This is a genomic window from Gluconacetobacter sacchari, from assembly GCF_014174255.1.
GTDB lineage: Bacteria > Pseudomonadota > Alphaproteobacteria > Acetobacterales > Acetobacteraceae > Gluconacetobacter > Gluconacetobacter sacchari.
Map to the genome: position 1 here is coordinate 1 of NZ_JABEQJ010000003.1, position 13327 is coordinate 13327.

Genomic DNA, 13327 nt, shown 5'->3' on the forward strand with positions numbered 1-13327 from the left:
TCTGGCGACCTTCTCCGGCATTCTCCAGGCAGATGCTTACGCTGGTTTCAGGGAACTCTACAAACCCGATGTCGCTGGCGCCGTGCGCGTGCGCGAGGCCGCATGCTGGGCCCACCTGCGACGGGATTTCCACGATATCTGGAAAGGCAGCGGCTCGACGATCGCCAGGGAAGCGCTCGACCAGATCGGCGTGCTTTACGATATCGAGCGCCAGATCACGGGACGGCTGCCCGAACAGCGTCTGGCCATTCGACAAGCGGAAAGCCGTCCCCGCATCGAGAAATTCCGCGTCTGGTGCGAGGCCCAACTCGCCCGCATTCCCGGCAAGGGCGAACTGGCCAAGGCCATCCGCTATGCGCTCAATCGCTGGACCGCCTTTACCCTGTTCCTCGAAGACGGTCGCGTCGCCATCGACAATAATGCCGCCGAGCGCGCCATACGCCCCGTCGTCGTCGGTCGGAAAAATTACCTGTTCGCCGGTTCCGATGCCGGTGGCGACAACATCGCCGACGCCATGACCCTGATCGAAAGCGCCAAGCTCTCCGGGCTCAACCCGCAGGATTATCTCGCCGATATTCTCGCCCGGATCAACGACCACAAGGTCAACCGTCTCCATGAATTGTTGCCGTGGAATTGGCATCCCATGGCAGAACTTCAAAAACAGGCCGCGTGATCATGCGGTCTTGAGCGGCCGGTTACTTTTCAGGTGCCAGACGGAACGCCTTCGCTGCATATGCAGGGTGTCGTCAATTTGGCTTTCCCGTGTGCCACCAACGTGTGCCACACACTGCCGAAGCCAAGAAAAAGACGAATGAAATCAGTTGGTTAGGGTAATGGCGGAGAGAGTGGGATTCGAACCCACGGTACGCTATTAACGCACACACGCTTTCCAAGCGTGCGCCTTAAGCCGCTCGGCCATCTCTCCGGCATACAAGCGGGCACCCTGTGTGGTGGACCCGTTAGTATGGGGCGGGAACATAGCAACAATTGGGGCCCGCGCAAGGGGGTAAAGATGTACCGAGAGGGCGGGGTGCGGGTTGGGTCAATGGTCCATCTTTAAGGCGGCTAGGAAGGCGCTCTGGGGGATTTCGACCTTGCCGAACTGGCGCATGCGCTTCTTGCCTTCTTTCTGCTTTTCCAGCAGCTTGCGCTTGCGCGAGATGTCGCCGCCATAGCATTTGGCCGTCACGTCCTTGGACATCGCGCCGATCGTCTCGCGCGCGATCACGCGGCTGCCGATCGCGGCCTGGATCGCGATCTTGAAGAGCTGGCGGGGGATCAGTTCCTTCAGCTTCGCGCATATCGAGCGGCCTCGACTTTCGGCCGCCGAGCGGTGGGCGACGAAGGACAGCGCATCGACTGGCTCCAGATTGACCAGGATCGAGATGCGCACCAGATCGCTCTCTTCGTAGCCGTCCATCTGGTAGTCGAAGCTGGCGTAGCCGCGCGAGACCGATTTCAGCCGGTCGTAGAAATCGAACACCACCTCGTTCAGCGGGAGGCGATAGACCGCCATCGCCCGATTGCCGACATAGGTGAGGTCCTTCTGGACGCCGCGCCGCTCGCTGCACAGGGTCAGCACCGCACCCAGATACTCGTCGGGCACCATGATGGTGGCGACGATCCAGGGTTCCTCCATCCGCTCGATCACCGAGCCATCGGGCATGTCGGCGGGGTTGTGGAGTTCCTCCATCTCGCCGTTCGTGCGGTAGAGGCGGTAGACCACCGAGGGGGCGGTCGCGATCAGGTCCAGGTTGAATTCGCGGCTCAAGCGCTCCTGGATGATTTCCAGGTGCAGCAGGCCCAGGAAGCCGCAACGGAAGCCGAAGCCCAGCGCGGCGGAGGTCTCAGCCTCGTAATGGAACGAGGCGTCGTTCAAACGCAGCTTGGACAGGCTGTCGCGCAGCTTCTCGAAATCGTCGGCATCGACGGGATACAGACCGCACCACACGACCGGGATCGACGGCTTGAAGCCCGCCAGCACCGTTTCGGCCGGGCGGCGGTCGTCGGTCAGCGTGTCGCCGACATTGCAGTCGGCCACCGTCTTGATCGCGGCGTTGATGTAGCCCATTTCGCCCGGCCCGAGGTCATCGACAGGCACCATGCGCGGAGCGAACACGCCGACCTGATCGACGTGATAGACCGCGCCGTTGGACATCATGCGGATGCGCATGCCGCGTTTAAGCCGGCCTTCCTTGACGCGGACCAGAATGATCACGCCCAGATAGGCGTCGTACCAGCTATCGACCAGAAGTGCTTGCAACGGCTTGGTGTCGTCACCAACCGGTGGCGGCAGGCGCGTCACCAAGGCTTCCAGCACGCCTTCGATGTTCAGGCCGGTCTTGGCCGAGATTTGGACCGCGTCGTCTGCCGGGATGCCGATCACTTCCTCGATCTGGGCGCGGACGCGCTCGGGCTCGGCGGCGGGCAGATCCACCTTGTTCAGGACCGGCACGATCTCGTGATGGGCGTCAATGGCTTGGTAGACGTTGGCGAGCGTCTGCGCCTCCACGCCCTGCGAGGCGTCGACGACCAGCAGCGAGCCTTCGCAGGCCGCGAGCGAGCGGCTGACCTCGTAGGCGAAATCGACATGGCCCGGCGTGTCCATCAGGTTCAGGACGTACGTCTTGCCGTCCTTGGCCGGGTAGGTCAGGCGTACCGTCTGCGCCTTGATGGTGATGCCGCGCTCGCGCTCCAACTCCATGTTGTCCAGGACTTGGTTGGTCATTTCGCGCGCCGTCAGCGCGCCGCAGGCCTGAATCAGCCTGTCGGCCAGCGTCGATTTGCCGTGGTCGATATGCGCGATGATCGAGAAATTGCGGATCAGCGAGAGCGGTGTGTCGGTCATGGTCGCAGACATAGGCCAAAATCCGGCGAAAGTCAGCGGGCTCGCGCAAATTCTCCCGTGCCCTCCGGCACTCGGCCCTTCGTTCAGGGTCCTGTCAGCTTGCTGTGTTAGAGCGCGCTCTCGGCAGGGATGGCATCGGGCTATCCGGAGCATGGGGACGGATGGATGCCAAGGGCCTTGTCGCGTCGGCGTCGTGCCGAAAAGCCGGCCCTCGCTGCCATACTGGCCACGATTGTAGGCATTGGCCTGGGGGTCGGCGTGGCCGGTCGCGCTTGCGCGGATGACCTATCCTTCCATGAAGCGGTGAGTGCTGCGTGGGCGGTCGATCCGGTGCGGACGGAACTGGCGACCAACCGCCAGTCGGCAGATGCGCGGGCGGAAGCCGCGAAATCCTGGTTTCCTGGCGGACCAGTGGTGTCGGCCCAGTATTACGACGACCACTTCATAGGCTCCAACGTCGGTTATACCACCTATCAGGGCACGGTGTCGGTGCCGCTGTGGCTACCGGGTCAGGGGACCGCGACACAGCGGGTGGCGCAGGCTGAATCTGCCACGATTCAGGAAAAGCTGAATGTCGAGCATATGGCGGTCGCCGTGCGGGTGCTGGAGGCCGCTTCCGCGCAGGTGATCGCCCGACGCCGTCTGGCGGTGGCGTTGTCGCTGGTGCAGGCGATGCAGCGGGTCGGCGGAGCCGTCGGGCGGGCGCAGCGCGTGGGGGAATCGACTGCTGCTGACCAGCAGGCGGCGACCGCCGAATTGGCTGCCGCACGGAATGAGGCCGGTTTGGCGCGTGAGCAGGTGGAGGTTGCCGTCGCTGCGCTGACGGTGCTGCTGGGGCGGCCCGGTTTGCCCGATATCCTGTCTTATGACGCACGCTTCCTGGCACATACGCGTCTGGATACACCGCAACTGGTCGAGGACAATGATCCGCGTGTGCGGGCCGCCCATCGGGATGTCGCGGCCGCGCAGGAAGCGGTGCGGTTGGCGCGGGCGTCGTTCATGCCCAATCCTGAAATTGGGATCGGGGCGATTCATGAAGGCCAGTATGGCAGCCCGTGGGATAGCCGCGTGGGCGTGCAGGTTTCGGTCCCGTTGCCGAGCGAGGCGCGGAACGTGCCGATGATGGCCGAGGCACGCAACCGGTTGGCGGCGGCCGGCAGCCGGGAAATACAGGCGCGGCGCATGGTGCGGGTGGAGTTGGCACAGGTGCGCGCCCGGGTGGACGCGGCGCGGACGACGCTGGACGGCGCGCGGACTTCGGCCGCCGCGCTGAACCGGCGCGCGGACGAGATGGAACGATCCTGGCAGGTGGGAGAAACGACGCTGATCGAGGCATTGCGGGCGCGGTTGGGCGCCTATAACGCCATCCTGGCGCTGAATTCCGCTGAAATCGGCTGGCACGCGGCCATTCTCCGCGCCGCCATCGCCACCGGGATGACGCCATGAGCCGTGCGCGTGCCGGCATGGTGCTGGCTGCCGCCCTGAACGGTCTGACCCTGTCGGCGCCTGGCCTCGCCGACGCGCCGGCGGCGATGGCGCCGGTGACGATCGGGGAGGAGGCCAGACGGGCTGAAGGATTGGTCGACAGCGTTGCCTGCCCGGGTACGCTGTCGCGGATGCTGCCGGTGTTGGCCAGCGTGATGGCGGACGAAACGCGGATCGTGCGCGTTCGGCCGGTCGGCGCGGGCAAGGTATTGCGGGTGCGCGTCATGGCCGGGCAGCAGGTGAAGCGTGATAGCGTGCTGGTCGATTATCTGGATCATTCGCTGCATGTCGCGCGGCTGCAATCCGTGCAGATGCATGCCGCGCTGGCCAGCGCTCTGGCTGCGCAGGCTGAAGCCGAGGCGGCGTGGAAACGTGCCCAGGCCTTGTCCGGCACCACCGTTTCGCAGGGGGAAGTCCGGCGCCGGCTCGCGGTGTTGCAGGAGGCGCGCAGCACCGTGGCGGCCCGGCAGGCCGATGTCGGCACCATGACCCATCGTTTCGAAGAAGAGTTCAACTCCGTCAGCGAGCGAATTTCCACGAGCGGCGACGAGACATCGTCCCTGCTGGCCCCGATCGCCGGGCTGGTTCAGGACCTGAATGTGGCGCCCGGCGGCGATATCGAGGCCGGGCAGGTCGTCGCGACCCTGATTGATCTGTCATCGGTCTGGATCGTGTCGGACGTGCCGCCGCAGGACGCCGGCCGGCTGGTGGTGGGTGGCCGGCAGGTCACGCTGCTGGGGGGGCGCCGGATCGAATCGCGGATCAGTTCGGTCAGCGGCGTTGCGTCGCCGGCCACGGGGCTGGTGCGCGTGATCAGCGTCGTGGCCAATCCGGATGGCGCGCTGCGGCCGGGCATGATGCTGGATGCGGCGTTGGAAACCGCCGACCGTCGGACCGGTATCCTGGTCCCGTCCGAGGCGGTGCAGCGGATCGCGGGCCGCGATGTCGTGTTCGTCCGCAGCGGCGCCGACAGCTACCGGCCCGTGCCGGTGACGGTCGGGATCGACGATGGGTGCAGTGCGGTCATTCTTGCGGGCCTGTCGGCGGGGCAGGGTGTGGCCGCCCATGGTAGCTTCGCCCTGAAATCGATGATGCTGCTGGCCGGGATGAGCGGGGACGACTGACATGCGTGCCCTTCTGCTCCTGCTCCAGGCGAACCGTTTCGTCGTCCTGGGAGCCGCGTTTGCGCTGATGCTGGCCGGGATGGCGGCGGTTGTCGGGTTGCCGGTCGAGGCGGTGCCCGATATCTCGCCCCGGCAGGTGTTGGTCTCCGTCGTGGCGCCCGGGCTGGCGACCGAGGAGGTCGAGCGGTTGATCACCTTTCCCGTCGAGGCCAGCATGGCGGGGATTCCGGGCATGAACGACCTGCGCTCGGTCTCGCGGTCGGGCGTGTCGGTCGTCTATGTGCAGTTCGACGACGAGACCGACATCGACCTGGACCGCACCCGCGTCAACGAACGGATCCAGCAGGCGCGGTCGCTGATTGCGGTGCCCGGCCTGTCGATCAACATGGGTCCGCTGGCGACCGGCATGGGCGAGATCATGCAGATCCAGATCCATGGCTCGGGCCGCTCACTGATGGACCTGAACCGGCTGATGGCCTGGACCGTGGTGCCGCAACTGAAGCTGGTGCCCGGGGTGGTGGACGTGAACGTCAATGGCGGGGCCGAGGAGACGTTCCAGGTGGCGCTGGACCAGGGGCGACTGAATGCGTACGGGGTTTCGGTCGGCGATGTCTATCGGGCGGTGGATGGCAACAACGCGGCGTCGGGCGGTGGCTGGATCGAGCATCATGCCGAGCAGCAGATCGTGGTCGGGCGTGGGCTGATCCGCACGCTGGACGATTTCGGCGCGCTGCCGGTGCGCAGCAATGCCGACGGCACGGCGATCCGCCTGCGGGATGTCGGGGTGGTGTCGATGGGGCCGCGCACCCGGCTGGGGGCGGTGACGCGCGACGGGCGGGGCGAGATCGTCAATGGTGTGGTGATGATGCGGCAGGGGGCGAGTTCGGACGCCACGCTCGCCGCCATCCGCGCGGCGCTGCCGGGTATCGGGCGCACCCTGCCGGCAGGGGTGACGCTGGACCCGTACTACAGCCGGTCGGACCTGACGAACCGCACCATTGCCACCGTACGCGATAATCTGCTGATGGGGGCGGTGCTGGTGGTCGGTGTGCTGGTGGTGGTGATCGGGGACTGGCGGGCGTCGCTGGTCATTGCCTCGGTCATTCCCTTCGCGCTGGTCTGCGCCATGGCGGGGATGCGGCAGTTCGGCATTTCGGCCAATCTGCTGAGTCTCGGGGCCATCGATTTCGGCATGATCGTCGATAGTTCGCTGGTGGTGGTGGAGCACCTGCTGGCGTTGCGCGAGACCGATCGCGCGGCCGATCTGCGGGGGCAGGTGGTGTCGGCGACGGTCCAGGTGCTGCGGCCCGTCACCTTCGCCATCCTGGTGATCGTGATGGTGTATCTGCCGGTCCTGACCTTGCAGGGGATCGAGGGGAAGATGTTTCGCCCCATGGCCCAGACCGTCATCATGGCGCTGCTGGCGTCGCTGGCCTATTGCGTGTTGTGCGTGCCGGTGATTGCGGCGTTGGCGATGCGGGGCGGCGGGCATGGGGACACGCGGCTGGTGGCGGCGCTGCGCCGCTGGTACGGGCCGGCGGTGCGGTGGGGGGAGACGCATCCCTGGCCGCTGTTCGGCGCCACGATCGCGGTGTTTCTGGTTTCGGTCGTGCTGGCCACGCGGCTGGGGGGGGAGTTCATTCCGCAACTGGGCGAGGGGGCGCTGGTCGTGACGGCGACGCGCCTGCCCAGTGCCTCGCTGCCGACGGTGCTGGAATCGGTCGGGACGGAAGAGAGGATCCTGATGGGTTTCCCCGAGGTTGCGACGGTGGTCAGCAATACCGGGACCTCGGCCATTCCCACCGACCCGATGGGCGTGAACGAGACCGATACGTTCATCTTCCTGAAGGACCCGTCGCGCTGGCGGACCGCCGGCAGCCAGGAAGGGCTGGTCGACGCCTATGACCGCGCGTTGCGCGACCGGCTGCCCGATGCGCGGTTCTCGTGGAGCCAGCCGGTCGAGATGCGGATGGACGACCTGCTGTCGGGCGTGCGGACGCAGATCGCGGTGTCGATCTACGGTTCCGACCTGGCCGTGCTGGCGCGGCTGGGCGACCGGGTGGCGGCGGCGTTGAGCAGCGTGCCGGGGGCGGCCGATGTCGCGGCGCAGGGCGACGGCACGGTGCCGTTCATCCATGTCGATATCGATCGGGCACGCGCGGCGCGGCTGAATGTCGCGATGGCCGATATTCTGGACACGGTCGAGGCCGTGGGCGGGCATATCGGCCGGCCGGTGATCATGGACGATGCGGTGGTGAATACGCAGATCCGCTTCGCGCCCGACCAGGTGGCGTCGGTGGAGCGGATCGCGGGGTTGCGGGTGCGGCGGGCGGATGGCGCGGGGGCGGTCCTGATATCGCAGGTGGCGCGCGTGTCGGTGGTCGACGGGCCGCCGCGCATCAGCCGCGACCGGATCCAGCGCCGGCTGATCGTGCAGGCCAATGTGCGGGGGCGGGACCTGAGCTCGTACGTCGCGGCGGCGCAGGCGGCGGTGGCGCGGGTGCCTCTGCCGCCCGGCTATCGCCTGACCTGGGAAGGGCAGTTCCGCAATCTGCAATCGGCCATGGCGCGGCTGGAGATCGTGGTGCCGGTCGCGCTGGCGCTGATCTTCGGGCTGCTGGTGCTGGCGCTGGGCGCGGTGCCGCCGGCGGCGCTGGTGTTCGTCAACCTGCCCATGGCGGCGACGGGGGGGATTCTGGCGCTGGCGGCGCGGGGGCTGCCGTTCAGCATTTCCGCCGGGATCGGGTTCATTGCGCTGTTCGGGGTCGCGATCCTGAACGGGGTGGTGCTGGTCAGTTATATCCAGCATCTGCGCCGTACGGGACTGGATGTGGCGCGGGCGGCGTTCGAGGCGGCGGAGCAGCGGTTTCGGCCGGTGATCGCGACCGCGCTGGTGGCCAGCCTCGGTTTCTTTCCGATGGCGTTTTCGACCAGTGCCGGGGCGGAGGTCGAGCGGCCGCTGGCGACGGTGGTGATCGGCGGGCTGGTGTCGTCCACCGTGTTGACGCTGCTGGTGCTGCCCTCGCTTTATGCGCGGGTGATGCGGGAGCGGAAGAAGGGATAGGGGGCGCCGTGCGGATCCTGGTTGTCGAGGACGAGAGGCCGCTGGGCTCGGCGGTGCAGGAGCGGTTGCGCCGGGCCGGGCATGCCGCCGACTGGTTCACCACCCTGGCCGACGCGCGGGCGGCGCTGGGGGCCATCGCCTATGATGTCCTGCTGCTGGACCTGGGGTTGCCCGATGGCAGCGGGCGGGACCTGCTGCGGGAGATCCGGCGCGGCGGCTCGGCGGTGGCGGTGATGATCGCCACCGCGCAGGACCAGATCAGCGACCGCATCGCCGGGCTGTCGGACGGTGCCGACGATTATATCGTCAAGCCGTACGATTTCGACGAGTTGCTGGCCCGGATCGACGCGGTTTCGCGCCGCTATGGCGCGCAGGCCGGCAACCGGCTGGCGCTGGGCGAGGTGGAGATCGACCTGGGGCGGCGCAGCCTGTCGCGGCTGGGGCAGGATGTGGACCTGACGGCGCGCGAATGGGCGGTGATCGCGCTGCTGGCCCGGCGGGCCGGGGCGATCTGCTCGCGCGAGCAGATCGAGGATGCGCTGTACGGGCTGGGCGAGGAGATCGAGAGCAATGCGATCGAGGTCTTTATCAGCCGCGTGCGCAAGAAGGTGGGGGCCGGGCTGATCCTGACCGTGCGGGGGCGCGGCTACCGGCTGGCGCGCGAGGGCGGGGCGTGAGGCGCGGCGGCGGGCGATGGAGCTTGGCCACCCGGATCATGGCCGGGGTGCTGGTGGTGGTGCTGGGCTGCCTGTCGTTGCTGAGCGTGCTGGTGGCGGGGTTTACCCGCTATGAGGTGACGGAGCGGCTGGACAATTCGTTGCAGGAAGTGGCCGAGCGGCTGGAATTCGTCATCGCCGCCCATGCCGTGCGGCCGTCCGGGGGGACGGTGGCGCTGCTGCCCGAAGTGGGGCCGCGCACGCTGGCCTACCAGATCGCGACGCCGGAGGGGCGGCTGCTGCTGCGCTCGCAGAACGCGCCGGCCGGGATCTTCGTCCCGGTGATGCGCGGCGGGTTTTACGACCGGCCGCGCTTTCGCGTCTATGCCGTCAGGGCGCGGGATGGCGGGCATTACATCCTGGTCGGCGAGCCGACCTTTCATCGGCGCGAGGCGGTGCGGCGGGCGACGCTGATCTCGATCCTGCCGATGATCGTGTTCCTGCCCGCCGTGTGGCTGCTGGTGCGCTGGGTGGTGCGGCGGGCGCTGCGGCCGCTGACGGTGTTGCAGGCGGAAATCCGCGCGCGCGGCGGCGGCAATCTGGCGCCGATTCCGGCGCTGGACCTGCCGGAGGAACTGGTGGCGATCCATATGGCCGTCAACCTGCTGCTGGACCGGCTGAAGAAGGCGCTGTCGACCGAGCGGGCCTTCGCGGCCAATGCGGCGCACGAACTGCGCAACCCGATCGGCGCGCTGCTGGCGCAGGCGCAGATGCTGCGCGAGCAGTTGCACGAGCCCGAGGCGCCGGGGCGGGTGGCCGCCATGATCGGGCAGATCCGCCGGCTGGGGCGGATGACGGAGAAGCTGCTGCAACTGTCGCGGGCGTCGTCGGGGGCGGCCATGGGGGACGACCGGTTCGACCCGATCGCGGTGTTGCAGGTCCTGGCCGAGGAATTCGCCGACATGCCGCCGCTCTTCCCCGCCGTGACGGTGGCGTGCGACGGGCGGGAGGCGCCGTGGGCGCGGGGGGATATCGATGCGGCGGGCATCCTGTTCCGCAACCTGATCGAGAACGCGGCGCATCATGGCACGCCCGATGCCGCGATCGCGGTGACGGTGTCGCGCGACGGGGTGGTGGATATCGTCAATGATTGCGACGCCCTGCCGGCGCACGTGCTGCCGGGGCTGACCGAGCCCTTCGTGCGGGGCGGGAGCGCCGCCGACGGCAGCGGGCTGGGGCTGGCCATCGCCGCCAGCATCGCCGGGCAGATGGGGGCGCGGCTGGAGATCGCCTCGCCGGTGCCGGGGACGGAGCGGGGATTTCGCGCGCGGGTGATGCTGGCGGCTACAGCAGGGCCATCATGATGCGGTGCAGGTGATCGGCGGGATCGGCCTCGAAGGGGCCGGCGGCGGCGTGGCCGATCGTGGCCAGCAGAGGGCCGGAGCCGATTCCCGTCCGCGGGTCGATCACCATCGCGCAGAGCGCGCCTTCGGGCCGCAGCAGCAATGCCCGGTCGTGCCGGCGGAGCGGGGTGGCGGGCGAGACCAGCAGGATCGTCCCGGCGCGGAAGACCGGCTCGAACAGGTCGGTATCCAGCGTGACGGCGTAGAGATCGGCCTCGGCGGTGCCGGGCATTTCCCACTGGTCCCAGTGGCGGCCGCTGGGCAGGCCGCCGCCGTCGAACATGCCGGGATGGTCGAGATGGGAGAAGGTGGACAGGCGGAGGCGCGACCGCGCGGGGCGGGGCGCGGGGGCGTGGGGATGCCGGCCGCCCGCGAGGCGGGCGAACGCTTCCAGGCTCACGCCCGTGACCTCCAGCACGCGGGCCAGGCTTTCGGTGCCCGGCCAGCGGAGCCTGCCGGCCGGACCGGCGCGCTTGGAGGGATTGAAGCTGGTCGGGTCCAGCCCCGCCGCGCGGGCCAGGCCGGAGGGCGTGAGGCCGCGCTCGGCGGCCAGCGTGTCCAGCGCGCGCCACAGATCGTCCTGCCGGATCATGGCGGGGAGAGGATTTCCGATTGATGCCGGGCGACGCCCTGCGGCGTGGGGCGGTAGCGGCCGTCGGCGCCCTGGCCGGCGAGGCCCATGCGCGCCAGCCGTTCCAGGCAGGGCTGGTCCTTCATGCCCGGCGGGCGGCCGGCAGGGCCGCTGAGCATCAGCCGGTGCAGCGCCGAGCGGCAGCAGGTTTCCAGATAGGGTTCGGTCCACATGGGCGGAGGATCGGCGTTTCGCGCCCGGCTGGCAACCGCCTCACGCGCCTGATCGGCATCCGGTGCGTCGCAGCGGTGGCCACAGGGCCACGGCCGACGCGGCGGCGAGCGCCGCCATGTAAAGCGCGGTGCCCGAGGCGCCGCCCGTCGCGTGATAGAGGCCGGCGGCGACCAGGGGAGAAATGCCGCCCGCGAGGACCGCGCCGAGTTCGTGGGCCATCGCGACGCCGCTGTAGCGGAGTTCGGGGGGGAAGAGACGGGCCAGGAGCGCCGGTTCCACCGCGATCATCGGGGCGTGGCACAAGGCCATGCCGCCGGTGAAGGCCAGGACGACCGACCACAGGGTGTCGTGGTCGAGCAGCATGAAGAATGGCTCGGCCAGGACGGCCAGCGCCACGGCGCCGCCGAGATAGACGCGTGGGGCCCCGATACGGTCGGCGAGCCAGCCGAAACACGGCATGGCGAGCCCGTCGGCCGCCATCCCCGCCATGCTGCCCATCAGCAGCCATGCGTCGGGAATATGCCGTGCGTGGCCGTAGAACAGGGCGAACACCGTCATCAGGTAGACGCCGCCATTCTCCGCCAGGCGCAGGGCCATGCCGCAGGCCAGAGGGAGGCCGCACCGGCGCAGGACCATGATGGCGGGAGGACGGGACGGCGTCGGCGCGGCCGGGCGGCCCGGGGGGATGCCGCGCAGCCAGACCCCCAGCGCGACGAACGGCACCGCCGCCAGGAAGGCCAGGCGCCAGCCATAGGCCAGGAACGCGTCGCCGGGCAGGCTGCGCGCCAGCAGCAGGGCGGCGGTTCCCAGGACCATGCCTGCCGCCACGCCGGACTGGCTGAGGGCGAAGGCGACGCCACGTCCGGTCGCCGGTCCCGCACGGGCGGGCGTATCCCGCAGCGCGGTTTCGCCCTCGCCGACGATCAGGACCGCCCCTGCCCATTCCCCGCCCGCCGCGAAGCCCTGGACGAGGCGCAGGCCCAGCAGCAGGAGCGGCGCCATCATGCCGATCCGGGCGTGGGTCGGCAGCACGCCGATCAGCGCCGTCGCGATGCCGATCAGCAGCAGGGTCCAGCGAAGCGCCTCGCGATGGCCGCGCCGATCGCCCAGCGCGCCGAAGAAGAGCCCGCCGAGCGGCCGCACGACGAAGCCGGCGGCGAAGACCATCAGCGGCTCGGTCTGGACGAGCAGGCTGTCCTGCCCGTGCGCGAAGAACAACTGCCCGAACACCAGCGGCGTGGCCGCCGTGTAGAGCGCGAAATCGTACCATTCGACGATATTGCCGATGATGGCGCTGGCCAGAACGCGTCGTTCGCTGCCGTGCATGCGTCGCTCCGATTGCGTGTCTGTTTCGATACCATAATATTGATCGATCCGTCCCGGCTATGGCTGCATCAGGACCGAAGCCGTGGGGATGGACTCCGCCCAGCCGGGGCGCAGCGGTGCGACGAACACGTTTTCGGTACGGGTCCGTGCGATCTTCCAGACGCCGTGCCGCCGGCGGAACAGGTTGTTCAGGCGGCTGGAGCGCAGCAGCGTCCGCCCGTCCGAGAAGATCCAGGGCTGGCAATGCACCCATTGCCCGTCGGCCTCGTCACCCCGGACATGGATCTGTTCCGAGGTGAGGTAATGGACGTTCAGCAGCAGGGCCGGGTCGCGCTTCCGGCCCCAGAACGAGTCGAAATGCGCGCGGATGTCGGCCTTGCCCACGCGGCGACCGAACTGATTGTCGTAATATGCGCCCACACCTTCCCAGATCGCGTCGTCGCAATACAGGTCCATGATCCGGTCGATGCGTGTCCTGTCGTCATCCACCCCTGCCTCGGGGCAGGGTGTGTCGCACAGGAACATGTAGCGGGTCTGAAGGCGACGGATATCGGCTTCGGCGGACAGGTCGGCCACCCGGGCGGCCAGGGCGTCGAGACGATCGGCAAGGTCCATG

11 protein-coding genes and 1 tRNA gene are annotated in these 13327 nt (G+C 68.5%); 6 read left to right on the top strand and 6 right to left on the bottom strand.

The window, feature by feature from the left end:
• The coding region (gene tnpC / locus HLH48_RS03140) for an IS66 family transposase (protein WP_182996061.1) at positions 1-673 on the top strand (673 nt) is incomplete at its 5' end.
• 161 nt (positions 674-834) lie between these two features.
• Here the strand turns inward: tnpC and HLH48_RS03145 are convergent.
• A tRNA-Ser gene (locus HLH48_RS03145) sits at positions 835-925 on the bottom strand.
• Between the two features lie 117 nt (positions 926-1042).
• The gene (gene lepA / locus HLH48_RS03150) at positions 1043-2848 is read right to left on the bottom strand and encodes a translation elongation factor 4 (protein ID WP_182996252.1); all 1806 of its coding nucleotides are present in this window, start codon (positions 2846-2848) and stop codon (positions 1043-1045) included.
• Positions 2849-3151: 303 nt separating this feature from the next.
• On the opposite strand from lepA, the gene HLH48_RS03155 reads away from it, so the two are divergent.
• The 5 genes from HLH48_RS03155 to HLH48_RS03175 are packed head-to-tail and all read left to right on the top strand — an operon-like array spanning position 3152 to position 10541.
• Positions 3152-4294, top strand: coding sequence for a TolC family protein (locus tag HLH48_RS03155; protein WP_264812387.1), 1143 nt, complete (start codon positions 3152-3154; stop codon positions 4292-4294).
• The gene (locus HLH48_RS03160; protein WP_246386782.1) at positions 4291-5457 is read left to right on the top strand and encodes an efflux RND transporter periplasmic adaptor subunit; all 1167 of its coding nucleotides are present in this window, start codon (positions 4291-4293) and stop codon (positions 5455-5457) included. Before HLH48_RS03155 ends, HLH48_RS03160 begins: the two co-directional genes overlap by 4 nt.
• Position 5458: 1 nt before the next feature.
• Entirely contained in the window at positions 5459-8521 is a 3063-nt protein-coding gene (locus HLH48_RS03165; protein WP_182996063.1) for an efflux RND transporter permease subunit, read from the top strand.
• A gap of 8 nt (positions 8522-8529) precedes the next feature.
• Positions 8530-9198: a response regulator transcription factor gene (locus HLH48_RS03170; RefSeq protein WP_182996064.1), complete on the top strand. Its 669-nt coding sequence runs from the start codon at positions 8530-8532 to the stop codon at positions 9196-9198.
• Positions 9199-9236: 38 nt separating this feature from the next.
• Positions 9237-10541: a sensor histidine kinase gene (locus tag HLH48_RS03175; RefSeq protein ID WP_182996254.1), complete on the top strand. Its 1305-nt coding sequence runs from the start codon at positions 9237-9239 to the stop codon at positions 10539-10541.
• Here the strand turns inward: HLH48_RS03175 and HLH48_RS03180 are convergent.
• The 4 genes from HLH48_RS03180 to HLH48_RS03195 are packed head-to-tail and all read right to left on the bottom strand — an operon-like array spanning position 10522 to position 13326.
• The gene (locus HLH48_RS03180; RefSeq protein ID WP_182996065.1) at positions 10522-11172 is read right to left on the bottom strand and encodes a helix-turn-helix transcriptional regulator; all 651 of its coding nucleotides are present in this window, start codon (positions 11170-11172) and stop codon (positions 10522-10524) included. The two genes, HLH48_RS03175 and HLH48_RS03180, sit on opposite strands and share 20 nt — an antisense overlap.
• Entirely contained in the window at positions 11169-11384 is a 216-nt protein-coding gene (locus tag HLH48_RS03185) for a hypothetical protein (protein WP_182996066.1), read from the bottom strand. The genes HLH48_RS03180 and HLH48_RS03185 overlap by 4 nt, the downstream gene beginning before the upstream one ends.
• 40 nt (positions 11385-11424) lie before the next feature.
• Positions 11425-12711 (bottom strand): MFS transporter, encoded by a 1287-nt coding sequence (locus HLH48_RS03190; RefSeq protein WP_182996067.1) that lies wholly within the window; start codon positions 12709-12711, stop codon positions 11425-11427.
• A 57-nt stretch (positions 12712-12768) separates the two neighbouring features.
• Positions 12769-13326 carry a nuclear transport factor 2 family protein gene (locus HLH48_RS03195; protein ID WP_182996068.1) on the bottom strand — a complete coding sequence of 186 codons (558 nt, stop codon included), beginning with the start codon at positions 13324-13326 and terminating at the stop codon, positions 12769-12771.
• Position 13327 lies beyond the last annotated feature (1 nt).